Origin of the sequence: Pseudomonas sp. NPDC077408 (assembly GCF_050269105.1) — a bacterium.
Taxonomy (GTDB): Bacteria; Pseudomonadota; Gammaproteobacteria; order Pseudomonadales; family Pseudomonadaceae; genus Stutzerimonas.
The window spans coordinates 293507-320134 of sequence record NZ_JBNNHS010000002.1 but is presented as its reverse complement, the minus strand read 5'-3'; the positions used below and the strand labels follow the sequence as shown (position 1 = coordinate 320134).

Annotated in this window: 28 protein-coding genes and 2 riboswitches; of the genes, 14 read left to right on the top strand and 14 right to left on the bottom strand. The window is 61.8% G+C overall.

The window, feature by feature from the left end; translation table 11 throughout:
* Position 1 precedes the first annotated feature (1 nt).
* Together ACQKEK_RS06545 and ACQKEK_RS06540 are read right to left on the bottom strand one after the other, a co-directional pair.
* Positions 2-679, bottom strand: a complete 678-nt coding sequence (locus ACQKEK_RS06545) for a class I SAM-dependent methyltransferase (RefSeq protein ID WP_499141677.1) — start codon at positions 677-679, stop codon at positions 2-4.
* A complete protein-coding gene (locus ACQKEK_RS06540) occupies positions 676-1104 on the bottom strand; it encodes a YbaY family lipoprotein (RefSeq protein WP_371263612.1) in 429 nt (142 codons plus the stop codon). Before ACQKEK_RS06540 ends, ACQKEK_RS06545 begins: the two co-directional genes overlap by 4 nt.
* Positions 1105-1218: 114 nt before the next feature.
* On the opposite strand from ACQKEK_RS06540, the gene nrdR reads away from it, so the two are divergent.
* Positions 1219-1686 (top strand): transcriptional regulator NrdR, encoded by a 468-nt coding sequence (gene nrdR, locus ACQKEK_RS06535; protein WP_045424280.1) that lies wholly within the window; start codon positions 1219-1221, stop codon positions 1684-1686.
* A complete protein-coding gene (gene ribD / locus ACQKEK_RS06530; RefSeq protein ID WP_499141675.1) occupies positions 1683-2792 on the top strand; it encodes a bifunctional diaminohydroxyphosphoribosylaminopyrimidine deaminase/5-amino-6-(5-phosphoribosylamino)uracil reductase RibD in 1110 nt (369 codons plus the stop codon). The genes nrdR and ribD overlap by 4 nt, the downstream gene beginning before the upstream one ends.
* Before the next feature lie 14 nt (positions 2793-2806).
* On the opposite strand, the gene ACQKEK_RS06525 is transcribed toward ribD, so the two are convergent.
* A complete protein-coding gene (locus ACQKEK_RS06525; RefSeq protein ID WP_499141674.1) occupies positions 2807-3304 on the bottom strand; it encodes a GNAT family N-acetyltransferase in 498 nt (165 codons plus the stop codon).
* A 105-nt stretch (positions 3305-3409) separates the two neighbouring features.
* Complete coding sequence (locus ACQKEK_RS06520; protein ID WP_499167565.1) at positions 3410-4159, bottom strand: hypothetical protein; 750 nt, start codon at positions 4157-4159, stop codon at positions 3410-3412.
* Between the two features lie 354 nt (positions 4160-4513).
* Positions 4514-4674: riboswitch (FMN riboswitch) on the top strand.
* A gap of 119 nt (positions 4675-4793) precedes the next feature.
* Between ACQKEK_RS06520 and ACQKEK_RS06515 the strand changes: the two genes are divergently transcribed.
* The 10 genes from ACQKEK_RS06515 to ACQKEK_RS06470 all read left to right on the top strand — a co-directional run bounded on the left by ACQKEK_RS06515 (position 4794) and on the right by ACQKEK_RS06470 (position 11777).
* Positions 4794-5456, top strand: coding sequence for a riboflavin synthase (locus tag ACQKEK_RS06515; RefSeq protein WP_128121932.1), 663 nt, complete (start codon positions 4794-4796; stop codon positions 5454-5456).
* Between the two features lie 11 nt (positions 5457-5467).
* A complete protein-coding gene (ribBA, locus tag ACQKEK_RS06510; protein WP_499141672.1) occupies positions 5468-6547 on the top strand; it encodes a bifunctional 3,4-dihydroxy-2-butanone-4-phosphate synthase/GTP cyclohydrolase II in 1080 nt (359 codons plus the stop codon).
* A gap of 64 nt (positions 6548-6611) precedes the next feature.
* Entirely contained in the window at positions 6612-7088 is a 477-nt protein-coding gene (ribH, locus tag ACQKEK_RS06505; protein ID WP_019340068.1) for a 6,7-dimethyl-8-ribityllumazine synthase, read from the top strand.
* Complete coding sequence (gene nusB, locus ACQKEK_RS06500) at positions 7085-7570, top strand: transcription antitermination factor NusB (protein WP_128121930.1); 486 nt, start codon at positions 7085-7087, stop codon at positions 7568-7570. The genes ribH and nusB overlap by 4 nt, the downstream gene beginning before the upstream one ends.
* 10 nt (positions 7571-7580) lie before the next feature.
* On the top strand, positions 7581-8543 hold the full coding sequence (thiL, locus tag ACQKEK_RS06495; RefSeq protein WP_499142217.1) for a thiamine-phosphate kinase: 963 nt from the start codon (positions 7581-7583) through the stop codon (positions 8541-8543).
* Between the two features lie 36 nt (positions 8544-8579).
* Positions 8580-9080, top strand: a complete 501-nt coding sequence (locus ACQKEK_RS06490; RefSeq protein ID WP_499141671.1) for a phosphatidylglycerophosphatase A family protein — start codon at positions 8580-8582, stop codon at positions 9078-9080.
* A 95-nt stretch (positions 9081-9175) separates the two neighbouring features.
* Positions 9176-9823, top strand: a complete 648-nt coding sequence (locus ACQKEK_RS06485) for a retropepsin-like aspartic protease family protein (protein WP_499141670.1) — start codon at positions 9176-9178, stop codon at positions 9821-9823.
* A gap of 120 nt (positions 9824-9943) precedes the next feature.
* The gene (ribA, locus tag ACQKEK_RS06480; protein ID WP_046163198.1) at positions 9944-10561 is read left to right on the top strand and encodes a GTP cyclohydrolase II; all 618 of its coding nucleotides are present in this window, start codon (positions 9944-9946) and stop codon (positions 10559-10561) included.
* Positions 10558-10977, top strand: a complete 420-nt coding sequence (locus ACQKEK_RS06475; protein ID WP_499141669.1) for a hypothetical protein — start codon at positions 10558-10560, stop codon at positions 10975-10977. Before ribA ends, ACQKEK_RS06475 begins: the two co-directional genes overlap by 4 nt.
* Positions 10974-11777, top strand: a complete 804-nt coding sequence (locus ACQKEK_RS06470; protein WP_499141668.1) for a cobalamin-binding protein — start codon at positions 10974-10976, stop codon at positions 11775-11777. Before ACQKEK_RS06475 ends, ACQKEK_RS06470 begins: the two co-directional genes overlap by 4 nt.
* 6 nt (positions 11778-11783) lie before the next feature.
* Here ACQKEK_RS06470 and ACQKEK_RS06465 read toward each other — a convergent pair whose 3' ends face one another.
* The 6 genes from ACQKEK_RS06465 to ACQKEK_RS06440 all read right to left on the bottom strand — a co-directional run bounded on the left by ACQKEK_RS06465 (position 11784) and on the right by ACQKEK_RS06440 (position 18892).
* Positions 11784-13706, bottom strand: a complete 1923-nt coding sequence (locus ACQKEK_RS06465; RefSeq protein ID WP_499141667.1) for a TonB-dependent receptor — start codon at positions 13704-13706, stop codon at positions 11784-11786.
* Between the two features lie 83 nt (positions 13707-13789).
* Positions 13790-14002: riboswitch (cobalamin riboswitch) on the bottom strand.
* 259 nt (positions 14003-14261) lie between these two features.
* Positions 14262-16163, bottom strand: coding sequence for a 1-deoxy-D-xylulose-5-phosphate synthase (gene dxs, locus ACQKEK_RS06460; RefSeq protein WP_499141666.1), 1902 nt, complete (start codon positions 16161-16163; stop codon positions 14262-14264).
* A 129-nt stretch (positions 16164-16292) separates the two neighbouring features.
* Positions 16293-17180, bottom strand: a complete 888-nt coding sequence (locus ACQKEK_RS06455; protein WP_499141665.1) for a polyprenyl synthetase family protein — start codon at positions 17178-17180, stop codon at positions 16293-16295.
* Positions 17177-17419, bottom strand: a complete 243-nt coding sequence (locus ACQKEK_RS06450) for an exodeoxyribonuclease VII small subunit (RefSeq protein ID WP_499141664.1) — start codon at positions 17417-17419, stop codon at positions 17177-17179. Before ACQKEK_RS06450 ends, ACQKEK_RS06455 begins: the two co-directional genes overlap by 4 nt.
* Positions 17420-17501: 82 nt before the next feature.
* Entirely contained in the window at positions 17502-18287 is a 786-nt protein-coding gene (locus tag ACQKEK_RS06445; protein WP_499141663.1) for a sulfite exporter TauE/SafE family protein, read from the bottom strand.
* 179 nt (positions 18288-18466) lie between these two features.
* Entirely contained in the window at positions 18467-18892 is a 426-nt protein-coding gene (locus ACQKEK_RS06440; RefSeq protein WP_499141662.1) for a Cd(II)/Pb(II)-responsive transcriptional regulator, read from the bottom strand.
* 105 nt (positions 18893-18997) lie between these two features.
* On the opposite strand from ACQKEK_RS06440, the gene ACQKEK_RS06435 reads away from it, so the two are divergent.
* Positions 18998-19615: a cation efflux transmembrane domain-containing protein gene (locus ACQKEK_RS06435; RefSeq protein ID WP_499141661.1), complete on the top strand. Its 618-nt coding sequence runs from the start codon at positions 18998-19000 to the stop codon at positions 19613-19615.
* An 88-nt stretch (positions 19616-19703) separates the two neighbouring features.
* On the opposite strand, the gene ACQKEK_RS06430 is transcribed toward ACQKEK_RS06435, so the two are convergent.
* The 3 genes from ACQKEK_RS06430 to rloA3 form a co-directional block, all read right to left on the bottom strand.
* Positions 19704-20702, bottom strand: a complete 999-nt coding sequence (locus ACQKEK_RS06430) for an SDR family oxidoreductase (RefSeq protein ID WP_499141660.1) — start codon at positions 20700-20702, stop codon at positions 19704-19706.
* Between the two features lie 23 nt (positions 20703-20725).
* On the bottom strand, positions 20726-22120 hold the full coding sequence (locus tag ACQKEK_RS06425) for a vitamin K epoxide reductase family protein (protein WP_499141659.1): 1395 nt from the start codon (positions 22118-22120) through the stop codon (positions 20726-20728).
* Positions 22121-22356: 236 nt separating this feature from the next.
* Positions 22357-22890, bottom strand: a complete 534-nt coding sequence (rloA3, locus tag ACQKEK_RS06420; RefSeq protein WP_499141658.1) for a retropepsin-like aspartic peptidase RloA3 — start codon at positions 22888-22890, stop codon at positions 22357-22359.
* A gap of 282 nt (positions 22891-23172) precedes the next feature.
* Between rloA3 and ACQKEK_RS06415 the strand changes: the two genes are divergently transcribed.
* Positions 23173-24060 (top strand): manganese catalase family protein, encoded by an 888-nt coding sequence (locus tag ACQKEK_RS06415; RefSeq protein ID WP_128121918.1) that lies wholly within the window; start codon positions 23173-23175, stop codon positions 24058-24060.
* A gap of 133 nt (positions 24061-24193) precedes the next feature.
* Here ACQKEK_RS06415 and ACQKEK_RS06410 read toward each other — a convergent pair whose 3' ends face one another.
* Positions 24194-26455, bottom strand: a complete 2262-nt coding sequence (locus ACQKEK_RS06410; RefSeq protein WP_499141657.1) for an MHYT domain-containing protein — start codon at positions 26453-26455, stop codon at positions 24194-24196.
* Between the last annotated feature and the right edge of the window lie 173 nt (positions 26456-26628).

Below are 26628 nucleotides of genomic sequence, written 5' to 3'. Positions count from 1 at the left end.
GTCAGCACATCGCGACGGGCACGGCTTCGCGACGGGCGTGGTAGAGGCTGACTCGGCGAAATTCCGCAGGTTCGGCCAGGTCGGGCCAGGTACAGGCGTCAAGGATGTCCAGGCGCTGATACAGCGGGTGCTGGAAATCCCGCACGCGGGAATCGGCCACCAGCGCGACTTGGCCGCGACTGAGAAACTGATCCAGCAAGGGCAGGTTGGCCCGATCGTAGAGCACGTCGGCAACGATGATCAGGTCGTAGCGGTCAGCCTCGCTGAAAAAGTCTTCCGAATAGTTGAGCTGCACGCCGTTGAGTTCGGCGTTGGCGCGGCACGCGGCAAGGGCCAACGGATCCAGGTCGCAGGCGACAACCTCGACCGCGCCGGCCTTCGCTGCGGCAATGGCGGCGACACCCGAGCCCGAGCCGAAATCCAACACACGCTTGCCGCGCACCCATTCCGACCGTTCGGCCAGCCAGCGCGCCAGGACCAGGCCGCTGGCCCAGCAGAAGCACCAATAGGGCGGCTCGTCGAGGATCCGCCGGGTTTCCTCCGGGCTGAACGCCCGGTCCATATTGGCCGCATCGATCAGCCATAAACGGATATCGGTGCCGGGCAGCGACTCGATACTCAGCGAAGCGTCGCCGAGCAGCTCAGCCAAGGCTTGTTGCAGCGCAGCGGGCGGGGTCAAGGCGCTGGTACCAGATGCAGCGGGCCCAAGGACTGATTGGCCGGGCTGCTCACCTGCACGGCTGGCAGACGCATGATCAACTGCCCCGAACGGGTCACTCGTCCACGCAGTTCCACGTCTCGACCCTGCGGGAATTTCTCGGCATTGAACTTGAGGATGAAGGGCAGCTCAGTTCCCCGACCCTGCAGCTTCACATTGCTCAGCAGTCGGTCTGGCTGGTCACGGCGGTTGACCTCCAGCAGTGCCAGCTCGACTTCGCTGTCGGCGGGGACGCCGATCAAGCTGCCGTGCAGTTCGTGCATCAGGGTGGTGGCCTGGGGCGGTTCCTCGAAGGTAACCGCCGCAGTAGGACGCTGGGATTGCTCACTCGAACACCCAACCAGAACCAGCAGCAAAGCAGGCAGAACAAAGGGGCGTAACTGCACGGACGGCTCCATAACATGATGTTGATGCGCGCCTGTATAGCAACAATCCGCTCGATTTGTCTTGCCGGCGGGATGCGCTACCATGGCTCTCCCGACGTCTGACAGCTCTAGCCCATGCATTGTCCCTTCTGTGGTGCACATGACACCAAAGTCATCGACTCGCGCCTCGTGGCCGAGGGTGATCAGGTGCGCCGTCGCCGTGAGTGCCTCGCCTGCGGCGAGCGTTTCACCACGTTTGAAACCGCCGAGCTGGTCATGCCGCGGCTGATCAAGCAGGACGGCAGCCGCCAGCCATTCGATGAAGAGAAATTGCGGGCCGGCATGCAACGCGCGCTGGAGAAGCGGCCGGTCAGCGTCGAGCGCCTCGAGGAAGCCATCGCCCACATCAAGCATCGCCTGCGCGCCACCGGCGAGCGCGAGATCAAATCGCGCGTGCTGGGCGAGCTGGTGATGGTCGAGTTGCAGAAGCTCGATGAGGTCGCCTATATCCGCTTCGCCTCGGTTTATCGCCGTTTCCAGGATCTCAACGAGTTCCGCGAGGAAATCGAGCGCCTGTCACGCGAGCCTGCAAAAACCGAATGAGCACCAACGATCACGCCTGGATGGCCCTGGCGCTGCAGCTGGCACGTAAAGGGCTGTACTCCACGCATCCCAATCCACGGGTCGGCTGCGTTATCGTCAAGGATGGCGAACTCATCGGGGAGGGCTGGCATGTGCGTGCTGGCGAACCGCATGCCGAAGTTCATGCCCTTCGACAGGCCGGCGACCGCGCCCGCGGTGCCACTGCCTACGTCACCCTCGAGCCCTGCAGCCACCATGGCCGGACGCCGCCTTGTGCCGAAGCCTTGGTCAACGCCGGGGTTGGTCGTGTCGTCGCGGCCATGCAGGATCCGAATCCGCAGGTCGCTGGGCGTGGTCTCGAGCGCTTGCGCAGCGCCGGAATCGAGGTGTCGAGCGGCCTGCTGGAGGCAGAGGCGCGAGCGCTAAATGTTGGCTTCATCAAGCGCATGGAAACCGGTCTGCCCTACTTGCGCGCGAAACTGGCGATGAGCTTGGATGGCCGCACCGCCATGGCCAGCGGCGAAAGCCAGTGGATCACCGGGCCCGCTGCCCGAGCCGAGGTCCAGCGGCTGCGTGCGCAATCGAGCGTGGTGTTGACCGGCGCCGATACGGTACTCATGGACAATGCCAGGTTAACCGTGCGCGCGGCCGAGCTAGGGCTCGATGAGGAAATGATTGCGCTGGCCATCCAACGTCCGCCTTTTCGGGTGCTGGTCGACGGAAAGCTGCGCGTGCCGCTGGATGCGCCGTTTTTCCAGGCAGGGCCGACGCTGGTGGCAAGCACTCGTGCGGACCTCGTTGACGTTTACCAGTCGGCTGGTCACGAGCTGCTGACATTTGCCGGTGATGCCGGACGCGTCGATCTGACTGGGCTGCTTCGCGAGCTGGCCGAACGAGGGGCCAACGAAGTGCTGCTGGAAGCCGGGCCGCGCCTTGCTGGGGCCTTTGCGGCCCAAGGGCTGATCGACGAGTACCAGCTGTTCGTCGCGGCCAAGTTCCTGGGGTCGTCGGCCCGACCCTTGCTGGAGTTGCCCTTGGATCGCATGAGCGAGGCGCGCGAACTGCAGATCAAGGATATCCGGGCGGTTGGCGATGACTGGAAAGTCATCGCCGTACCCTCGAACTGACGCTCAATCCGTCGTTATTCGATGCCAACTTGCTGGTCATATAACGTGAATCCGCGAGCCTGGTAGTTCTGCAGCGCGCTTGGATGATCGAGGGTACAAGTGTGGACCCAGACGCGTCGCGTCCCGGGCCATTCCCATGCACTTGTGATCGCATGGCTCAGTAAGCCACCTCCAAATCCTCGGCCGAAGAAGCCGCTTTCCAGCCCGAAATAGAGTATCTCGACGTCGTCAGCGCTACGGCGCAACTCGTAATAGCCAGCGATGGCGCCGCGGTGGTAGGCCACCCAGGTGCGAAGATCGGGACTTTCAATCTCCCGCTGCCAGGCTTCGTCGGATTGCTGGAGGCGCTCGGTCCATTGCCAGGGGCCGCCGATCAGCCGATAGAGAAACTGATTGAAGCGAAACTGCTTGATCTCGCATTCGCTGATTAGCAAGTCCTGCGGTACGGGTTTCGCCCGTAGCTGCGATGGCGCGGTCATCTCGAGGAAATACGTCACCGTTTGATCAGTCAATGTGAAATCTCGTTGGCAAACACCGGGCCGCACAGCATACGCGATGGGCTCGCGATTGCTGTGCCGCAGGTGAACCTACTCGCTGAGATCAAGCTTGTCGGGCGGTTAGTTCACCGGCTTCAGCCCGTTGTGATCGAGCTTGGCTTTTCGCTTGTTGGTGCCCAGCAGGTGCCTTGCGACCAGGCTTTCATGATGCGGATTGCCGAAGTGAAACAACGCCGTGGCGCGCAGCATCGCGGGGTCGCATTCATCATTCGCGTGCAGGCTTCGGTAACCCGAGAACAGATAGAGGTTGCCCGGCTCCAGCTTCAGGCGAATCGGTTTGAGCCAGCCGCGTCGCACCGCAAAAGCGACCAGCTTCTGGCTGGCGGTATTATGCAGCACGGCTTTTTCGATGACGTTGCGCAGGGCGTTGAAGCGGATGCGCCGCACACTTGGAAAGATGATCAGATCGCCGCAGTGCTCGCCTTCCGTCGGGATATACAACGGTAGTAGTGCGGTGACCGCCGTGGCGTCGAAGTGATAGAAGTGCGATTGCTTGAGCCCGCTGCGCCCCTGGAGACAGCGAATGACGGGAAAGATCTGCTCCGTTGCGGCCGGCTCCCGGCCCGTCTGGAGTCGATAGAGTTCTGTCAGTGTCTCCTTGAACGGCTGCGACAGCGCCAGCCCGGCGATCAGATTGCCGCCCAACGCCTCGATGCCATGGATGGCGAAATATTCGCCATTATGGCTGGCCGCTTGCTGCTTGATGAAAGCGCGGCCCAGTTCAAGTTGCTCGGGCGAAATGTAGTGCTCAATGACCGTGTAGCCCTTACGGTCGATCTCGGCAGCGTATGCCGCTGCCGACGGTTCCATAGCCGTAACCTCTGACATACCCAATCCCTCGTGGCACATGTGAAGGTTCGGAGCGTTCGTCCTGATCGTGTCCTGATCTGCGCGGAGGATCGGCATAGTGCGAGCGGATCCTGGCTCGGCGTGTCGGTACGAAGAATGCGGGAGTGACGTTCCTTCCTGATCGTCTTGCGTTGCATCGGGTGCGGCTGGCGGCGTCTATGCGATAGCCCGCTGCGATGCGTATGGACAAACAAGCGCAACGCTAGTTGCGAGGATCGTCAGGGATTTTTACTGTCTGGGCTTGAAGTCAAACGGTCGTTTGTCGGCTGCAGAACCGGCGCAACTGTGGTAAAAACTGCTCCGGGCCTTAGCGGCCCACGTTCTCAGGGCGGGGTGAGATTCCCCACCGGCGGTAATTACGATGCGGTTGGCCATGCTGACGATCGTTTAGCCCGCGAGCGCTTGTCTCCGACAAGGTCAGCAGACCCGGTGTGATTCCGGGGCCGACGGTATAGTCCGGATGAGAGAGAGCGGGATGCCTCGACGGGCGCCTTTCGTGCGCGCGTCCACTCCCTATCGATCTGCAGCGCCCTGTTTTATCCAAAACAGGAGTTCGTCATATGCATCGTTTCAACAGCCTTCCACGGGAGGCCGTATGTTCACAGGAATAATCGAATCCATCGGGACCATTGGTGCCATGACGCCGAAGGGTGGCGACGTTCGCGTGCTGGTCGAGACCGGCAAGCTGGATCTGGCGGACGTCAAGCTGGGCGACAGCATCGCGGTTAACGGCGTTTGCCTGACCGCGGTCGAGCTGCCGGGCAACGGCTTCTGGGCCGATGTCAGCCGCGAGACGCTGGCACGCACCGCGTTCGTCGATCTCAAGCCTGGTAGCCGCGTGAATCTGGAGAAGGCGCTGATGCCGACCAGCCGTCTCGGCGGGCATCTGGTCAGCGGGCACGTCGATGGCGTGGGCGAGGTGGTGGCGCGTGAGGAAAACGCCCGCGCCGTTCAGTTCCGCATCCGCGCGCCGCGTGAGTTGGCCAAATACATCGCGCTCAAGGGTTCGATCACGGTGGATGGCACCAGCCTGACGGTCAATGCCGTCAACGGTGCGGAGTTCGAGCTGACCATCGTCCCGCACACCCTGGCCGAGACCATCATGGTCGACTACCGCCCGGGGCGGAAGGTGAATCTGGAAGTGGACCTCTTGGCTCGCTATCTAGAGCGCCTGCTGATGGGCGACAAGGCCGCTGAACCGAATGCCTCGGGCCTGACCGAAAGCTTCCTGGCCGAACACGGCTACCTGAACAAGTAAGGATTGGCCTCATGGCTCTGAACACTGCTGAAGAACTGATCGAAGACATCCGCGCCGGCAAGATGGTCATCCTCATGGATGACGAGGACCGCGAGAATGAGGGCGACATCATCGTCGCCTCCGAATGCGTGACCGCCGAGCACATCAACTTCATGGCCCGTTTCGCCCGTGGCCTGATCTGCATGCCGATGACCCGCGAGCGCTGCGAAACCCTGCAGCTGCCGCTGATGGCGCCGCGTAATGGCTCCGGCTTTGGCACCAAGTTCACCGTCTCCATCGAAGCTGCCGAAGGTGTGACCACCGGCATTTCCGCCGCTGACCGTGCGCGGACGGTGCAGGCTGCCGTAGCCCGCAGTGCGAAAGCCGAAGACATCGTCAGTCCCGGTCATATCTTCCCGCTGATGGCGCAGCCAGGCGGCGTTCTGGCGCGCGCTGGTCACACCGAGGCGGCCTGCGATCTGGCGCGCATGGCTGGATTTGAGGCCAGCGGCGTCATCTGCGAAATCATGAATGACGACGGCACCATGGCGCGTCGTCCGGAGCTCGAACTCTTCGCCGAACAGCACGGGTTGAAGATCGGCACCATCGCCGACCTTATTCATTACCGCATGATCCACGAGCGCACCGTCGAGCGTGTGTCCGAGCAGCCACTGGACACCGAGCTGGGCCAGTTCACCCTGGTCACCTACCGCGACGACGTGGAAGACACGGTGCACATGGCGCTGACCCGTGGTGAGATTTCCCCGGAAGAGGCCACGCTGGTTCGCGTGCACAACATGGAGCCACTGCGTGACCTGTTGATGGTGACCGTGCCGGGTCGCTGGAGCCTGCGCGCTGCTATGAGCGAAGTGGCCAAAGCCGGTAGTGGCGTAGTGCTGTTACTGGGCAATCCGCTGACCGGCACGCAGTTGCTGGCGCAGCTCAACCGCCAGCAGTCGCCAAGCCCGGCCACCTACAGCACCGTCGGTGCTGGTTCGCAGATTCTTCGCGACCTCGGCGTGCGCAAAATGCGCCTGATGAGTTCGCCGATGAAGTTCAACGCGATATCCGGCTTCGACCTGGAAGTTGTAGAATACCTGCCCGCCGAATAAATGATGTCAGGGCGCCGCAACGCAACGCGGCGCCTTCGTTCTTTAAAGAGATGAGAAACCACCTATGACACTGAAGACCATCGAAGGTACCTTCATCGCCCCGCAGGGCAAGTTCGCCCTGGTCGTTGGCCGCTTCAACAGCTTCGTTGTCGAAAGCCTGGTAAGCGGCGCCGTCGATGCGCTGGTGCGCCACGGCATCGCCGAAGACGCCATTACCATCATCCGCGCGCCGGGTGCCTTCGAGATTCCGCTGGTCGCACAGAAAGTTGCCCAGCAGGGCGAATACGACGCGATCATCGCCCTCGGCGCGGTCATCCGTGGTGGTACCCCGCATTTCGAATACGTGGCTGGCGAATGCACCAAGGGCCTGTCGCAGGTTTCCATGGAGTTCGGCGTGCCGGTTGCGTTCGGCGTTTTGACTGTTGATTCCATCGAGCAGGCCATCGAGCGCTCCGGCACCAAGGCCGGCAACAAGGGCGCCGAAGCTGCACTGTCCGCGCTTGAAATGGTGAGTCTGCTGGCGCAGCTGGAGGCCAAGTGAGCCTTAATCACGACGACAGTCAGGACACCCCGCAGCCCAAGGCCAAGGGCAAGATCGCCACGCGCCGTGTGGCGCGCAGCCTGGCGATGCAGGCCCTGTATCAGTGGCACATGGCAGGTCAGAGCCTGAATGAAATCGAGGCGCAGTTTCGCGTCGACAACGATTTCTCCGGCGTCGATGGCAACTACTTCCATGAGCTGCTGACCGGCGTCGCGCGCGCCAAGACTGAAGTCGACGGTGCCATCGTGCCGCATCTGGATCGCCCGCTTGAAGAGCTGGATCCCGTTGAACTGGCTGTTCTTCGCTTGTCTACCTACGAGCTGATGCATCGTATCGACGTACCCTACCGGGTGGTGATCAACGAAGGTATCGAGCTGGCCAAGGTGTTCGGCGCCACTGACGGGCACAAATTCGTCAACGGCGTGCTGGACAAGCTGGCGCCGATCCTTCGCAGTGCCGAAGTCAGCGCGCACAAGCGCTGAGCCTGATCGTCTGATGGGTGAGTTCGAGCTGATCCGCCACTACTTCGCCGCCGCCGCTTGTGCCAGGGCTGGCGGCGATGTCGTTTTAGGTATCGGCGATGACTGTGCGTTGCTCGCTGTTCCGCCCGGCGAACAGTTGGCAATCTCTACCGACTCGCTGACGGCTGGGGTGCACTTCCCCGATCCGTGCGATCCGTACTCACTCGGTCAGCGCGCGTTGGCCGTTTCCACCAGCGATCTCGCCGGCATGGGCGCCACGCCCATCGGGTTTACGCTAGCGCTGACGCTTCCCTCCGTCGATTCCTACTGGCTGGCCGAATTTGCCCGTGGCCTCGACGCGATGGCGGCTGGTTGCGACATGCGTTTGATCGGCGGCGACACCACGCGCGGCCCGCTGAGCATGACGCTGACGGTATTTGGGCGCGTGCCGGTAGGCGAGGCGTTGTTGCGCAGCGGTGCGCAACCCGGCGATCTGCTCTGTGTTGGCGGAGCCCTCGGCGATGCAGCCGGGGCTTTACCGATCGTGCTTGGCGAGCGGGAGGCGGATACCGTCGAGGCGGCAGCGCTGCTAAGGCGCTACTGGTCGCCGCAACCCCAGCTCGCGCTCGGCCAGGCGTTGCGTGGCAAGGCAACCGCGGCGTTGGATATCTCCGATGGCTTGTTGGCCGATTGCACCCATATAGCCACCGCATCCTCTGTTTCGCTGTTAATCGAGCAAGCCCGGGTGCCGCTGTCGGATTCGCTGGTGCGTTTCGCCGGGACTGAGCAGGCCCTGCAATGCGCCTTGGGGGGAGGCGACGACTATCTCCTGGCGTTTACCTTGCCAGCCGATGCGTTACCGACCATGCAGTCCGAAGGATGGCCAGTTCACGTCATTGGCCATGTGGAGGTGGGAGAGGGCGTTCGGTTGGTTGATGCTGATGGGCGGTCTGTGGGCATCGGCCATCCAGGCTACAACCACTTCACCAACTGAGCTGGCGACGCTCGAATTAACAATGAGGACAACCGTTTGACCGATTCTCTGCAGTCTGCCGCCGAACCGATCCCGCATTCGGTGTGGAGCAATCCATGGCATAACCTGGCCTTTGGTTTCGGCTCCGGCACCTTGCCGAAAGCGCCGGGCACCTGGGGCTCTCTGGTAGCGCTGGCCTTCGTGCCGCTGTGGCAGTTGCTGCCGGGCTGGGGATACGGCGCGCTCATCGTCGCGAGCATGCTGTTCGGTATCTGGCTGTGCGGCAAGGTCGCCCAGGATCTGGGCGTGCACGACCATGAAGGTATCGTCTGGGACGAGTTTGCCGGCATCTGGATTACCTTCTGGCTGGTGCCTGCGGGCTGGTACTGGCTGCTGCTCGGGTTCGTCGTGTTCCGTCTGCTGGATATCCTCAAACCTTGGCCGATCAGCTGGGTAGATCGGCAGGTCCATGGTGGGCTGGGGATCATGCTTGATGACATCCTCGCCGGATTTGCCGCTTGCGGTGTGATGCACATAGCGGTGCGCTTGTTAGGCTGATTGTCTCGGAGGCTTGGGCTGTGCGTCGGATCGCTGCAATGCCGGAAGGGCTCGTGAAACAATGCGACCTGTCCTGTTTCAAAAGGCCGCCACTGATGCGCCTCGTTTCTTTGCTGCTTGTCTCCACGCTGTCGCTCCCCTCGCTGGCTGTCACAGCTGCACCTCGTGTGCAGGTGGTCGGCCTATTTCCTGGCGCTGCTGTGTTGAATGTCGACGGCCAGCGCAAGCTCGTACGGGTCGGTCAGGTAGGGCCGGGCGGTGTAGAGGTAATAAGCGCTGATTCGAAAAGCGCGGTTCTGCGGGTGGTGGGCGTCGAGCGCAGCTATGGTCTCTCTCGTGAGTTGAGCTCAGGGTTCGCCGAGCCTGATCGCCGGCAGCTGAGCATCGCTCAGGGGCAGGGCGGTCACTACTGGATCGCCGGTTCGATCAATGGTCAACCCGTGCAGTTTCTCGTCGACACCGGCGCTACGTCGGTAGCGATCAATGAGATTCAAGCGCGGCGCCTGGGAATCGATTACCGGGTTGATGGCCGGCAGATCGTCGTCGGCACAGCAAGCGGTACGGCCAAGGCCTGGCGGGTCAACCTCAACAGTGTGAAGGTCGGCGCGATCGACGTGCTCGGGGTTGAGGCCGTCGTGGTGGAAGGCGGCTCACCTACGGATGCCCTGCTTGGCATGAGCTTTCTCAGTCGCGTCAGCTGGCGTGAGGATCAAGGCGTACTAAAGCTCGAATCCAAAATCTAGACCTGGCCCTTCGCTACGAAATCTTGGCGGTATCGCTTCGTTGGCTGCCGATCTTCCGATACAGCTTGCTGCAGCACTGCTGTTACAATATCCGCTTTTCCGCTTTCTGGAGTCTCTCCGGTGTCAGTCGTGTTCGTCGCCGCTTCCAAACTGCCGACGCCGTTCGGTGTGTTCACCATGCATGGTTTTCTCGATCAGGACACTGGCAAGGAACATGTCGTACTGACTCTGGGCGATGTCGCGGACGGCAAGCCTGTTCTGGGCCGCCTGCATTCCGAGTGCCTCACCGGTGATGCCCTGTTCAGCCTACGCTGCGATTGTGGCTTTCAGCTCGAAGCTGCGCTGCGCGCGATCTCCGAAGAGGGCCGTGGGGCGCTGCTGTATCTGCGCCAGGAAGGACGTGGCATTGGTCTGTTGAACAAGATCCGCGCCTACGAGCTTCAGGATGCTGGCGCTGACACGGTGGAAGCCAATGAGCGCCTCGGCTTTGCGCCGGACATGCGTGACTACGCGATCTGCCTCCCCATGCTCGAACACCTGGGCATCGCCGAAATCAAGCTGATGACCAACAACCCGCGCAAGGTGAAGGCCCTACAAGGCTTCGGCATCCGCGTCGCCCAGCGCATGCCTTTGGAAATCGCACACAACCCGCACAACGAAAAATACCTCGCCACCAAGGCCGGAAAACTTGGGCACATGCTCGGCGAGATCCATCAGGGCGAAGCCGAGCAGTCGTGAATCGCGCTGCCGCCCGCCGCCAGCTGTCGCTCGATGGCTGGTTCTATCTGCTACTCATCGTTGTGCCTGTGCTCGTCGTCCGCCAGTTCCCACAGATGTCAGGCCGCTTCGGTGAGCATTTGGCGTTGCCACTGTTCATTGGCGGTCTTGTCCTGTTGTTTCTTAATCTGCCCCGTTTCAGCGCCTACAAGCACGCCTTGATCGCCACTGAAAAGGATCTCGGCACGGATGCTGAGGTATCGGCCTGGTCGAGGCTGCGCAGCGTCCGGCTGCGGGCTTTGCGTACCGCCGCGTTGCCGGCGTGGCTGGGGGCGATAGGCGTGCCACTCGGACTTGAACCGGTTGCCCAGTTGCTGCTGGTATGTGGCAGCCTGGCGCTGCTGGTGCTCTACCGCCTACCGCGTCAACTGCAATGACCAGAGTGCTGGCTCTGTTGCTGGCACTGGCAGCATCGCCCTGGCTGGGTGCAACCGAGCGAGTCGTCAGCCTAGCCCCTTCGCTCAACGAAATCATGCTGGAACTGAACGCCAAGGAACTGCTCGTCGGCGTGCTTGACGGCGGTGAGCGACCTGCATCGCTGGCGGCGATACCTTCAGTGGGCCGAATGGGTCAGCTGGAGATGGAAAGCCTGCTGGCCCTTCAACCAACGCTGGTATTGCTCTGGCCGGACAGCATCAGCCGTGCGCAGCGCGACCAGCTCACGCAGTTCGGCATCCCGGTGCTCGTCGTACAGCCTGTATCCTTGGAACAACTGGCCGAGCAGTTTGCACGGGTTGGTCAGCGCATCGGCCGAAGCAAGCAGGGGCGCGAACTTCAACGTCAGTTTTCCTTAGGCCTGGAGCAACTTCGGCGTCGATACCACCGAGAGCAGCCGTTATCGGTGTTTTATCAGGTTTGGAATCGGCCCCTGTATACGCTCGGTGGACGCCAGATCGTCAGTGAGGCCATCGAGGTATGCGGGGGTCGTAACGTATTCGCCGATCTGCAACTGCCGGCGCCCCAGGTCAGCGTCGAGTCCGTGCTATCACGTAACCCGGACGTCATCCTGGCTGGCAGCGGTGCTCAGCTATCCGAATGGAATGCCTGGCCGCAGTTGGAAGCGGTGCGTAAGGGACAGCTGTGGGAAGTGCCCGACAAGGGGCTCGAGCGACCGAGCTTCCAGATGCTTGGTGCGATCAGGAAGCTCTGCGAAGTTATGGCGCTGGCAGCGGACTGACCGGTATCAGAAACGATAACCCACGCTTAGCTGTACAACCTCCTCTGGAGCTGGATACAAGGCCCTGTTGCCTGCTTGCCAGCTGCTGTAAGTGGCATAGCTGTCGTAGCGCTTGCCGGTCAGGTTATTGATGCGCAGCTTGGCGTTGAGTCTCTGGTATTCATACCGGACGGCGGCATTGAACAGCGTATAGCCGCCTTCTTTCGGCATTACCTGCCCATCATCGCTGGCCAGGTAGCGCGGGCCTGTATAAATGGCCTCCAAGTAGCCGTGCAGGTTCGTCATGATCTGGTAGTCAAGATGCAGGGCAGCGCTGTGGCGCGATACCCAGGGAACCTCGTTGCCCTTGTTGGCGCCGGCCCTCAGTTCTGAGTCGGTGAAGCTGTACTGACCACCGACGCGGAGTCGATCTGACAACTCGCGCTCAGCCTCTAGCAGCAGTCCTTCGCGGCGAGTCCGGTCCAGGTTCACATTCGCGCCCCAGCCGCCCAATGCATACGGCGCGTAGAGCAGCTCGTCCTCCAGGTTGATCCGGTAGAGGCTGGCCTGATACAGCTGGATGTCGTCCTGCCATGTGGCACCAGCTTCCCATGACTCGCCCGTCTGCGGCTTGAGGAATTCGATTTCAGGCTCGACGAGCGCGTTTTCGTTGACGTTGGCCCAGCGCAGAACCTCTTCGCGTTTGACGAATACTTGAGTCTGCTCAGTCACCTGCCAGCCCAGCGCAATGCTTGAGCTGTCTTCGTTGTCACTGCGCTTGCGGCCGTTGTGTTGGTCGGCGGCTTCACTGATGCGATAACCAAGGCTGAGCGTGACGCGATCGGTCAGTGGCTGGCTGAGTTGTGTATACCAGTCCCGCTGCGTTTGTTCAGCGAGACTGCTGAGCGAAGGATAGAGCCTATACGCCGCCTGGTAATCAGCCCTCAGGTGGTCAAACCCCAACAACCATTCACTGCGGCCGGCCGCGCTGTCCCAGTTGGCGGTGATGCGGGGGCTGATGGATTCCACCCTGGTACCTTCGGTGAACGGGCTGCCGGAAATCAGTCCATTCCCGTCGCTGTCTCTGATGGTGTAATCCAGGTTCCCTGTCCAGTGGCGGCCAAACGCCTGTTCGCCAGCAACGCGATGCACGTCGGTTTTGCTGTTGTTCCACTCGTTCGAGATGCTGGCCTTGCGATCAGCACGGCGCTGCACGATGGTGAGGCTGCGCGGGTATAGAAGCTCGTCGTCTACATTCTGATACTCGTACAGCAACCAGCCGTTGGCATGTTCATACCGGAGACGGCCGAACACATCGCGGTAGCTGGCGTTGTTGTGGTCACGATAGTTGTCAGCGTTCCTTGTCTCGCCGCTAGCAAAGGCTGAAAAACCGCCTCCGAGCTCTTGCGACACATGTCCCCGGTAGGCCTCCAGATCGTGACTGCCCTGGGTCGTTTCGACATAGGCTTCGTTGCCAGTCGGGCGACGAGTGATGATATTGATCACCCCTCCTACCGCTTGGTCGCCATATAGGACGGTTCCAGCACCGCGCAAGATCTCGATTCGCTCGATGTTAGCGAGCGGCACGCTGTTCAGATCCGGACCGCTCAAGCTGGGATTGTTCAGCCTTCTGCCATCGACCATAACCAGCACGTTGTTGACTGCGTTATCACCGAAACCACGCAGGCTGATGGAGGCATGATTGCCGTCGCCCAGCGTGTCGCGGATCTGAATACCAGCTGTCCCGTTCAGCACCTCTATCAGGCTACTGGCTGCACTCCGCTCGATTTCATCCCTATCTATCACGCGGGTGCTGGCAGGGGCGGGCCGTTCCAGAGCGGTCGCTCGGGTGATGACCATTGGTGGAGCCTGATAAGGTTCCAGGGCGGCAGCAGCGCCTGGTATCAGGGCCAGCGCAAGCATGGTACGAGACGGCTTCAAGTCGAACATCCTCAAAAGTTCAGCGCTTTTGAGAAGGGCAGGAACAAGCGCAAGGGCACGCAGCCGCGCTTGACGGTGCTGCCCTCCGCAACACCAGTCGAATCCGCCAGGCCGGTCTCCGGGCTTTCGACGCGCACCGCGCTCGCCTTCCCGTGCTGAGCACAGTGGCGGTTGAGCGGGCGGTGATCCTTGGATCACGGTCGATTACCGTTGCGGGGGCAGCGCCGGCCTTGCTCTTCGAGCGCATCGGCTTCCCGTTTAATGCGGACCTGGCGGTCGTGCACACCTGGGCGGATAGGAAATCGCGCGAACCTTACGGCCTGGGCTGGGGAAAAACAAGCGAACGAGCGATGCGCTTCAGTGCAAGGCTGCGATAAACAGAGCTGATCGGTTGGGGGCTTAGGAAGCTCTTGGTCCGGGAAGGATTGATCCGCCCGGCCCAGCTACGGCAGCGTTGCGTGGATGATGTTTCATCCATCCCCGGACCCAGCGAAGATCGAGGTATGGAAATTCGACTCCCATATACCCAGACCGCCTCGCTGTTGCCCATGGCGGCGCTGGATCCTACGGCTGAGTGTGCAGCCTTGCCAGTCGCGCTTTGACTGCCGCCTCGATACCGGCGGCGTCCAGTCCGCACTCCCTGATCATCTCGCTGGGTTTGGCATGTTCGACGTAGTAGTCAGGCAGGCCCAGTTGAAGGAGCGGTGTGCTCAGGTTTTGCGCGGCGAGGAACTCTCCGACCGCACTGCCGGCACCGCCCATGATGCTGTTCTCCTCGATGGTCACCAACAGCGCGTGGCTGTCGGCTATCTGGCGCACCAATGCCTCATCCAGGGGCTTGACGAAACGCATGTCGACGACTGTTGCGTTCAGTGTTTCGGCAACCTGCATGGCGTCCGGTAGTTGCACGCCAAACACCAGCAGCGCGACCTGCGTACCCTCGCGACGCACCACGCCCTTGCCGATATCAAGCGGTTCGAGGCCCGATTCGATCATTGCGTTCGGGCCGGTGCCGCGTGGATAACGCACCGCGGCGGGACCTTGGAAGTGGTAGCCAGTGGTGAGCATCCGGCGCATCTCGTTCTCGTCGCTCGGTGTCATTACCAGCATGCCGGGGATGCAGCGCAAATAGGCCAGGTCGAAACTGCCCGCATGGGTCGGGCCGTCTTCGCCGACCAAACCGGCGCGGTCGATGGCGAAGAGCACGTCGAGGTTCTGCACCGCGACGTCATGGATCAGTTGATCGTAGGCGCGTTGCAGGAAGGTCGAATAGATCGCCACGACCGGCTTGGCACCCTCGCAGGCCATGCCTGCAGCCAGCGTAACCGCATGCTGCTCGGCAATCGCGACGTCGAAATAGCGGTCTGGATAACGCTCGCTGAAATCGATCAGATCCGAGCCTTCCTTCATGGCCGGGGTGATGCCCATCAGGCGTGGGTCTACCGCAGCCATATCGCACAGCCATTGGCCGAACACGTTGGAATACTTCGGGCCGCTGGGTTTCTTCGGCTTGACCGGGCCGCCGATGGGGTCAAGCTTGCTGATCGCGTGCCAGGTGATCGGGTCGACTTCCGCCGGAGCGAAGCCTTTGCCCTTTTTGGTGACCACATGCAGAAACTGCGGGCCGGAGAGGTCGCGCATGTTGCGCAGGGTGCCGATCAGCGTCGCCAGATCATGGCCGTCGATCGGGCCGATGTAGTTCCAGCCGAGTTCTTCGAACAGCGTGCCCGGGACCAGCATGCCCTTGGCATACTCCTCGGTGCGGCGGGCGATTTCCCAGGCACCGGGCAGGCGCGAGAGGACCTTTTTGCTGCCTTCGCGCATGCTCGAATAGGTGCGGCTGGAAAGGATCTTGGCCAGGTAGTTGGACAGTCCGCCGACATTGCGCGAGATCGACATGTCATTGTCGTTGAGCACTACGAGCATGTCCGCACCGACTTCCGGCGCATGGTTCAGTGCTTCGAAAGCCATGCCTGCCGTGAGCGCGCCGTCGCCGATGACTGCGATGGATTTGCGCTTCTTGCCCTGCATGCGGGCGGCGATGGCCATGCCCAGTGCGGCGCTGATCGAGGTACTGGAGTGGCCAACGCCAAAGGTGTCGTACTCGCTCTCGCTACGGCGTGGGAAGGCGGCGAGGCCGTCCTTCTGGCGCAGGCTTTCCATGCGCTCGCGGCGCCCGGTGAGAATTTTGTGCGGATAGGCCTGATGACCGACATCCCAGACCAGGCGGTCTTTCGGCGTGTCATAGACGTAATGCAGGGCAATGGTCAGCTCGATCACGCCAAGGCCAGCACCGAAGTGCCCGCCGGTCCGGCCTACGCTGTAGAGGAGGTCCTGACGCAGTTCGTTGGCGAGTTCTTCGAGTTCCGCTTCGCCTAGCCGGCGCAGCTGCTCGGGCGTGGCCGCGCGATCTAGAACGGGCGTCGCAGGGCGGACCCGAGGAATCTCATGAAACGTCTTGGGCATCGGGCGAATCATTTTGGCTGAAAAAAGAGCCGCAGTTTACCCGATGGTTACAACGATAAGAACGTCTCAAGCATCAACGGTCGCCGTTATGCCGAACAGACGCAGCGCCGAGCAGTGGCGGTTCGCCGGTCAACTGCGGCGTTCCACGATGAAGCAGGCCAGCTGGCGCAGCGGCTCGGCGCTGGGCCCGAACGGGGCGACGGCATCGAGCGCCAGGTCACGCAGCTCCAGCGCATAGGCCTTGGCGCTGTCCATGCCGAGCAGCGACGGGTAGGTGGGCTTGTCACGCGCGATATCGGCACCCTGGTGTTTGCCGAGCGTAGCGGTGTCGCTTTCCACATCGAGGATGTCGTCTTGTACCTGGAACGCCAGGCCCACCGCTTGAGCGTACTGCTGCAATGCCGCCAGTTTCTGCTCATCGGAACGGCCACTGGCGAGGGCGCCGAGACGTACGCTGACTTCAATCAGCGCGCCGGTCTTGTGCCGGTGCATCAATTCCAGGTCGTTGCGGTCGAGCTTCAGTCCCACCGATCCCAGATCGATCGCCTGGCCGCCGACCATGCCGGCCGGGCCTGCGGCACGTGCGAGGCTGGCCAGCATGTCCAGACGCAGCGATGGGGCGGATGGGTTGAGCGGGTCGCGCGCCAGGGCTTCGAACGCGAGGCTCTGCAGGCCATCACCGGCGAGAATCGCGCAGGCTTCGTCGAAGGCCTTGTGGGTGGTGGGTTGGCCACGGCGCAGGTCATCGTCGTCCATGGCTGGCAGATCATCGTGCACCAGCGAATAGGCATGAATCAGTTCGACGGCACAGGCTGCGCCATCGGCCAGGGCAACGTCACCTTCGAGCGCTTCGCAGGCGGCGTAGACCAGCAGGGGACGGACGCGCTTGCCTCCGTTCATCACGCTGTAGCGCATGGCCTGGTAAAGACGGTCGAGTTGCGGGCGCGGTGGGGAGAAGAGCGTGTCGAGGCAGTTGTCGACGCGTCGCTGGCAGCGTTTCTGGTAGTCGCCGATCATGCTTCGGAATCCGCCTCGAATGGGGCTTTCTGCAACTTGCCGTCACGCTCCAGAAGGATCTGCACTTTCTGTTCGGCTTGGCTGAGCGCTGCCTGGCAGTCACGGGTCAGACCGATGCCCTGCTCAAAGCAGGTCAGCGAGTCTTCCAGCGACAGCTCGCCGCTTTCCAGACGCTCGACCAGCTGCTGCAACTCGGCGAGGGATTGTTCGAAATCGAGGGCGACTTTCTTGCGGGCCATGGCGGAACCTGTTCTCTGCGGCTGCTCTGAAACGGGCGCGACACTAGCAGAGCTGGCCGGCAGAAGCCATAAGCCGAGCGGGCTAGAGGCCAGCCGGTGACGGCCAGTACATGGCCTGGAAGTAGTAAAGGGTCATGGTGCTGCCCACCAGAATCACGAACAGACGCAACCAGGTCGCGGGCAGTTTCTTACTCAGCGCGCCGCCAGCGTAGCCGCCAAACGTGGTGCCCACCAGCAGGATCGCCAGCTCGTAGCCGCTCACCCGACCGGCGATGACGAAGGTCGCTGTGGCGACGCTGTAGATCACCGCCGAGATCAGGTTTTTCAGCGCATTGGCGCGGACCAGTTGATGGCCCTCGATGGAAAAGGCCGCCAGCTGCAGGATGCCCATGCCGGCCCCGAAATAGCCGCCGTAGATCGAGACCAGCGCGTGAGCGGCCAGCGATGTCGGGGCATGAGGCGGCACCGCGTTATTGTCCTTGCGGCGCGCCGCGAGCCAGCGGCTCAGCCAGGGACTGGCGGCGAACAGCGCAGTGGCGAGCAACAGCAGCCAGGGAATCAGAAGACTGAAGACGTCATCGCCGCTGGCCAGCAGCAACAGGCCGCCGAGCAAACCACCAATTAAGCCTGCCAGTAGCAGGGGGATCAGGTAGCGGCCAAGAGGGTGTAACGCCGAGCGCGCGGCCCAGGCGCCGGCGAGGCTGGCGGGCCAGAGCGCAACCGCGTTGGTCGCGTTGGCGGTCACTGGCGGCAAGCCCGTGGCAAGCAATGCTGGAAACGAAAAGAAGGTACCGCCGCCTGCGAGTGCGTTCATGCCTCCCGCGGCAAAGCCGGCAGCGATCAATAGCAGCATATCGAACAAGGGCATCGGAAAGGCTCGAGGCAAAAAGAGAGGAAGATTATCGCTGCCGCTGCGTTGCGCCAAGCACCTGCAATATCAGTCACCAGCGGTTGGCGTCAGGCGCGTGCCGACAAGCCATGCGTTAGCGGAGCCGGGCGCGACGCCAAGTGCTGACCGGCGATTGTCAGGTCGCCTAAAACCGACTGCTACGGCTGCGTGGTGCCGGCCTTGATGGCCGCTGGCGTACTGGTCAGCTCGTTGAGGATGCCACAACCATGCATGGCGCGATTGCCGGTGCAGCAGCTGCGGAGTTCCTTTAACTGAAGCTCCAGGGCATGGAGGTTTTCCAGTCGCGTACGGACGCGTTCGAGCTGCTCGTCGATCAGGTGGTTGATGTCGCCGCAGCTGGCGTCCGGGTGATTGGAAAATTCAAGCAGCCGGCGAATATCAGCCAGCCCGATATCCAGGGCGCGGCAGTGGCGGATGAACGTCAGTTGCGCCAGCTGCCTGGAGGAATAGGATCGGTAGCCGTTGGAACCGCGCTCAGGGGCGGGCATCAAGCCGATCTTTTCGTAATAGCGAATGGTTTCGACGTCCACATCGGCTGCTGTGCTCAGTTCACCTATGCGCATCGGGGTCTCCTCATTCGTAAAGCAGCTAAATGTCTAAAAATGGCTTGACCCTGGAGTTGCTCCAGGGTGTGCAATGGCTCCGAATATAGTTCAGGAGGGCATTCCATGTCGTCGAGATGCTGTGATTCCGGTTGTTCAACACCGGCGGTCAACCCGAGTTTTCGCAAGGCCCTGTGGGTCGCGCTGGCGATCAACCTGATCATGTTTGTCGTGGAGATCATCAGCGGGCTGCGTTCCGGCTCGGTTTCGCTGCTGGCCGATGCCATCGATTTCGCCGGCGACGCTGCCAACTACGGCATCACCCTGGTGGTGCTGTCGATGGGGCTGGTCTGGCGCTCACGGGCTGCCATGGTTAAAGGCCTGACGATGCTGGCGTTCGGCGTGTTCGTGCTGGGCCGTGCCGGGTGGTCGGTATACGCCGATGTCGTACCCGAACCGCTGACCATGGGCGTGATCGGCACGCTGGCGCTGATTGCCAACGTCGTCGTCGCGTTGATGCTCTACGCCTTTCGGGAAGGGGATTCGAACATGCGCTCGGTCTGGCTGTGCAGCCGCAACGACGCGATTGGTAACCTCGCGGTGATGATCGCCGCGGCAGGGGTCTTTGGTACCGGCGCTGCCTGGCCGGACCTTGTCGTTGCATTGGTCATGGCGGGGCTTGCCTTGTCAGCTGGCTTCTCGGTCGTCCGTCAGGCCCGGCAGGAGCTGGCCTCGCATCGTTAACGGATGCCGTCATCAGAGCATGCTGTGATCTGATTGACGGCGGGCGAGGCAGCACGGCTGACGTCTCGCCCGTCAAGCCAAGCGGCCGCTAACTGGCAATGGCGGCCACCACCGCGACGACGATCGCTGCTGTCACCGCCAGGCCGCCTGCGGCCAGCTTTCCGACGGTCTCTGAACTCAGCCCGAGGGCTTTGTCTTTCATCTGTTTGCCGAACCTGCCTTCGATACGATGCAAGCCTTCGACCGGCTGGAACAGGTTGTCGGGTTGTTCATCTCTGGCCGGCTCGTCGGTCATCTGGCCGCTCCAGGCCTGTTTGGCCATCATCCGGTCGAGCAGGCCGGGCATGAACATGTTGCCGATGATCGCCTGAAATGACGCACGCCCCAGCCAGAGCTCGCGCGGCGCATCGGTGGCAGCGCGCAGGATGGCGCGCGCGGCCACGTCAGGCGTGTGAATGGGGGGAACCGGCTGGGGGCGCTTGTTCATCTTGTTGCGCGACCAGTCGAACTGCGGCGTGTTGTGCGCCGGCAGCTGGACCATGGTCAGCCGAATCCGGCTGTTGGTATGAATCAGTTCGCAGCGCAGCGAATCGGTGAAGCCCCTGATCGCGAACTTGGCTGCGCAGTATGCCGATTGAAGCGGAATCGCGCGGTACGAGAGCGCCGATCCGACCTGCACGATAGTGCCGCGGTTGCGCGTCTCCATGTGGCGCAGCGCAGCCAGCGTGCCATGCACGAACCCCAGGTAGGTGACGTCGGTGACGCGTTTGAATTCCGCAGCACTGATCTTGTTGACCGGCCCGAACACCGTCGCCATGGCGGCGTTGACCCAGATTTCGATTGGCCCCAGCTCCGCCTCGATTCGCTCGGCGGCGCGATCGACGGCTTCGGCATCGGCGACATCGGCGGAAATCGCCAGGACCTTCGCTCCGGTCGCTTCGAGTTCCTCGCGCGTGTCGGACAGGCCCTTTTCACCGCGTGCGATCACCGCCACGCGAAAGCCTGCCCGCGCGAACGCATGGGCGGTTGCGCGGCCTACGCCAGCAGTGCCTCCACAGATCACGGCAGTCTGTTCGCGGTCGCTCATCTAAAAGCTCCTGTCTTGATGGGTTAGCGAAGAAGCGCGTTCCAGCCCGCATAGCGGTGGCGGATCGGTCCGCGTGGCAGGCTCAGGCCGATCACCAGCACGCCGGCGATCAGGCTACCGATGGTGGCCGCGAACCCGGCGCCCTCGAGGAACGAAGGGGCGGCGATCAGCCAGGCGCCGATCGGCAAGTTGAGAAAGCGCAGCGGACGTGCCACTTCAGCGAAGGCCAGCACCGAGACGGTGATCAACAATGAGCCCATCAGGTGGTCGCTGTTGGCCATCGACCCTTCAGTGCCGAAAATCAGGCGTGTGCACATCAGCCAGACGCCGAGGATGCAAAGCAACGCGAGGCCCCACGGTAGGTTCACACCGCGAAGTCCTTTCAAGGTCATGGACGACAGGCTACCGTCGAACTCGGGTGTGTTGTCCTCCCGTGCACCCTCCATCGCATCGCCCTGCCAGAAGGTTTTCCAGAAGGGTTTGCCGCGCTGGCGCGCGTCCTTGAGGAACTGCCCCATGGCCACCAGCTCGTCCAGGGCGTAGGGCATCATCACCAGCATGGCCAGTGCCTGGATCAGGCAGAGGGTGCACCAGGTATCGATGAAGATCGGCTGCGCGATGATGAAGAAGATGCTCACTGCGCCCAGCGGCACTACCACCACGCCGAACGCGGCGACCATCCAGGGCATGGTCCGCCAGCGTCGGGCATCGCCCATCACCGCCATCAGCAATTCGATCATATAGGCCATGACGCCGACACCGGCGTCGGATACCGGCCAGGCGCGGGACATGTCGGAGGTGATGATGGTTTCGGTGCCGTTGGGCTCGGTTCCAAAGAACGGATCCCAGGCGTTGGCGGTATGCCCCAACTGGTAGCCGGCCAGATAGCGCGCCAGCAGGATACCGATTACCGCAAGCAAGGCGATGGGCAGTCGCTGCATCCAGGTCGACGGGTTGTAGTCCCAGCCTGGCGGTACGGCGGCCTTCTGCATCATGCCGCTCATGCTCATGCCGGGCATCATCGGCACCAGCGTCGAGAAGGCGATCACCAACCCGCCGACCAGAAGCGCGTTGCCGTAGCTGGCGGGCGAGGGCGTCCAGAACAGCAGCGGCGCTAACATCAGCCAGAGGCCCATGGCGGTGTTCGCCCACTGCGCCCAGGCGATACGTTTCAGCGAAAGGACCGAGAACAATACGACCAAGGCGCCACTGACCACGTCGCTCCAGGTCATCAGCAGCGCGCGGGTGGCCACGTCCGGCAACTCGCGCTCGGTCGCCAATCGCGGCAAGTCGAGATCGGTTGGCGCAATGTTCAGGTAGCCAAAGATAAAGGGAGCGCTGAGCACCCAGAAGCCCAGCAGGACATTGGCGAAGTGACACCAGAGCGTGGCCAGGTGGCGGCGTTCCATCATGTGCATGTGTGCGTCCATGCCCATGTCAGATGGCATGGCGCCCTGTCTCAGGTATTCACCTTGATGCTCCACGAATCCCCCGGGGCCGGATTGATCAATGTGCGCCCTGACGCGAGCCAGGCGCTGGCGCTGCGGTTGCAGCGGCGACTCTGTTCAGTGGACCGGAGGGGGATGAGGGAGTTGCAACAAAATGAAACGGAGTGCGGACCGTTGGCGATCCGCCGTGCTCGTGATTCTGCCGCTTAGGCGCCGGAACAGTTCGGTTCGGTCGTGAAGGTCTTGGATGAATCCACCAGGCCTACCTTTTCCAGGGTGCGACGACCGATCAGAACCGGGTAATTCATCTTGTCCCGATCGTTCAGGGAGAACTGTTCTTCGTACATCTGGTTGCCCAGACAGACCTTCATCAGTACCACCGGACGTTCTTCAGCACCGCCTGCGCCTCGCACCTTGATGTCGCGCACCATCTTGCGCTCCAGGCGGGTTCTGACGTCTTCGTCTGTATCCACATCCTCCAGCTCGACTGTGAAGCGCACCCATTCGTCGCCATCTTTTTCGAAACGGTCGATATTTTCGGCGTGCATGGAAGAGGTCAACGCGCCGGTGTCGAGCTTGAATTTCACCGCGACCTGCTCAGGAAGGATCAAGCCTTTCTCGACCCACCCGAGTACTTGCGGCGAACTTGCAAGGGCTGTCCCGCTGACTACCGCAGTCAGCAGGGCGGCCAGGATTGACGGGGTATGGCGGGATAAACGGGAGCGTACCGGACGGCGCATCTGTCACCTCAGAAGTCAGCGAATGCTGTGGATTCCATAGAGTGCTATCGCCGACATCGGTTCAAGTTGACTGTAGCTCGAAGCGAAGCGGCGCGCGCGTAGACCTCAGTCGCTTGATGCTGACTCATTGGCAATAGGCATCGGCATGATTGATAAAAACAATCGGACAGTTAGGTTTTTTTAGACTCCACCAGTAGGGCCGCTTGCATTCAATGCCGTCAGCGGCCCCTTCACTAAAGGAGGTTGTTTCCAAGGGAAGTCATAAGAATCGAGAGGTGAACCATGTTCGTCCATAACAAACGACTTCAATACACCGTGCGTGTCGCAGCGCCCAATCCGGGCCTTGCAAACCTGATGCTCGAACAATTCGGCGGGCCCCAAGGCGAGTTGGCCGCTGCCATGCGTTACTTCGTCCAGGGTGTGTCCGAGGATGATCCGGGCCGCAAGGATATGCTCATGGACATTGCCACCGAGGAGCTCAGCCACCTCGAAGTCATTGGCTCCATCGTCGGTATGCTCAACAAGGGCGCCAAGGGCGAGCTGGCCGAAGGCGTCGAGAAGGAAGCGGATCTGTATCGCTCGCTGACCGGTGGCGGCAACGATTCGCATATCACTTCGTTGCTCTATGGTGGCGGCCCAGCCTTGACCAACTCTGCAGGTGTGCCTTGGACGGCAGCCTATGTCGATTCCATCGGCGAGCCGACGGCGGATCTGCGCTCCAACATCGCGGCCGAGGCGCGCGCCAAGATCGTCTACGAACGGCTCATCAACGTGACCGACGATCCAGGCATCAAGGATGCGCTGAAATTCCTGATGACCCGGGAGATCGCCCACCAGAAGTCATTCGAAAAAGCGCTGCACGCCATCCAGCCCAATTTCCCTCAAGGCAAACTGCCGGGCGATCCGCAATTTGCCAACGTCTACTACAACCTGTCGCAGGGCGAAGGCGATCTGCGCGGACCCTGGAATCAGGGGCCGGAATGGGAGTTCGTCGAAGATCCGCAACCGGCAGTGGACGGCGGCGATGGAAAGCCTTCGGTCGATCTGAGCAAGGCCCAGCAGAAGGTGGTCCAGCAGATGGCGGTGCGGACCCAGTCCGATGTCTCGGTTGACCCACTGACCGGGGCTGATCTCGGTTCGGGCGCTGCAGTTAGCAAAGGTAAGTCTTGATCGGCCAAATGCGCTGCCGATGGCGTCTGGGCACAGGCGCATACGCTGCGTATCGTTGATTGATGAACTGAGAAGCCGGCCATTGGCCGGCTTTTTCGTTGTCAGGCAGGCTGGTGCCGGAGCGAACCGGTACTCAGCGACGGCTTAGCAACGGCACCACAGTGCCCGAGCTAGGGCGACCTAGTGTTTCGCTGATCGCCACGCTAAGCGTGTGCTGTGTGAACGGTTTTGCCAGTGTGTGCACAGGGCGGCCTTCCTCGGCCAATTCTGCGTAGCCGCTGACCAGCAGGATCGGCAGCTCCGGTCTCTCGCCCCTAACGATCTTGGCCAGCTGGGTGCCCGTCATGCCCGGCATCATCTGATCGGTAATCAGGAGGTCAAAAGCTCGCTGCTGGCGCAGAACACTAAGCGCTGCCTCGCCACCATCGACACTGGTGACCTGATGGCCCATGTCCTCGAGCAGCGCGGCGGTGTTGGCCAGCACCAGGGGGTCGTCGTCCACGATGAGGATTGTCAGCGCCGGAACGGGCGTCAAGGCGGGCTCGACTTTGTCATCCGAGGCTGGCGCGCCCCGCTGATCGGAGACGCCCAAGGGTAACCAGAGCTCGATAGTCGTTCCCTTTTCCGGGCTGCTTTCGATTGCCAGGCTCCCGCCCGACTGTTCGACTAGGCCGTGTGCCATCGATAGACCAAGGCCCGTACCCTTGCCCGGTCCTTTGGTGGTGAAGAAGGGTTCCGTAGCGCGTGCGAGCGTTTCCTGGCTCATGCCGATGCCGGTGTCACGCACGATCAAGGCCACGTATTCCTGCATGCCTTCCGCTGCCGCGCGCAGCTGCCCCTCGATGCAGATGGTGCCGCCTGTTGGCATGGCATCCCGAGCATTGACTACCAGGTTGATCAGCACCATTTCGAGCTGGTTCGCATCCACGTAAGCCGGCGGCAAGCTGAGGGGGAACCGAGTTTCGATGTTGATGTTGGTGTTGACAGAGCGGCGCAGCAGCTCGCGCATGTTCAGCACTAGGTCTTGCAGCACAACCGAACTGGGATTCAGCTCTTGTTTGCGCGCGAATGCCAGCATTCGCTGCACCAGGCTCGCACCGCGCTGTGTCGCCAGCAACGCGTTGTCGATCAGGGGGGCGGTACGCGTCGTGTCTTGCGGCAGCCGCTTGCGAAGCAGTTCTAGATTTCCGCCTACTACCGCAAGCAGGTTGTTGAAGTCATGAGCGATGCCGCCGGTGAGCTTACCGATGGCCTCCAGCTTTTGCGCCTGACGCAGCGCCGCCTCGGCGTGGCGGCGCTCAGTGATGTTCACCAGGCCACCTATGATGAGAGGGCCCTGGGTAGTCTGTTCGAGCCGGGTGGAGGCCAGGACGTCGATGAACGCACCCGCTCGGGCCACCAGTCGGTACTCGGCGTTGAGGCATTCGCCTGTTTTCAATAACACGGGCCAATCCTGGCTAAGCATCTGCCGTGCGGAACGCTCGGTCATGAAGTTGATCAGCGGCCGGCCGATGACGTCCTCACGGCGATGGCCCATCAACACCAACCAGGCATCGCTTACCGATTCCAGCCGACCCTGTTCGTCCAGCGAATGCAGCGGCAACGGCGTCTTGCTGTACAGCTCGCGAAATCGCTCTTCACTCTGGCGCAGCGCGGCGGCTTCGCGCTCGCTGAGGCTCGCCATGCGCCTGTCGTACATTGATGCAGTAAGCCCAAGGAAAAGCACGACGAAGGTCGACCCGGCAACCGCAAGCGCTAGCGTCAGCAGGTCCAGGCCACCACCCGGGAGCGCTGGCGTCGCATCGTCCAAGGGCGTGAAATGTGCACCAGCCATCGCGGAGTAATGCATACCTGCCACGGCGAAGCCCATGGCAACGGCCGAGACGGCCTGCAGCGACAGGCGCCGGCTTCGAGTGGAGAGCCAGAGTGCAACGGTAGCTGCGCCGATGCCGATGCCGAACGAGATGGCCACCCACAGTGGGTCATAGGAAAGCTGCGCATGCATGGTCATCGCAGCCATACCCATGTAGTGCATTGCGCCGATCCCGAGCCCCATGAACAGGCCACCAATCACCAGCGTGGTACGAGTCAGCCCGCGGCTGGCCACAGCCAAAAAGCTTACGGCTGTCACGACAATGGGGACGACCAGCGACCAGAGCGTCAGGGGTATGTCGTATCGAATCTGCATGCCGGGCATGCCGAACGCGAGCATCCCGACAAAGTGCATCGACCAGATGCTGCCGCCCATGCACACAGCCGCTGCGCATAGCCAGGCGTGGCGAATCCAGTCTGCCGAGGCGCGAGCTCGGCTGGCCAGGTCCAGCGCAGTGAAAGAGCCTGCGATCGCGATCAGGATGGACAGGCTTACCAATGCGACGTTGTAGGTGGTGGTCATCGCAAATCCAATATGACTTTTAGAGCTATTTCTTAGGTATCGCACGGGATGACAAGTAAAACCATGCCGCTAGTCTAACGGTCATTGCCCACGGTTCTACGAGATCACCTCTGATAGACAGTCCGCAGCGGGTTTTGTGTGATCTGGTGTCGATACTTCGTCGGGCAGGTTTG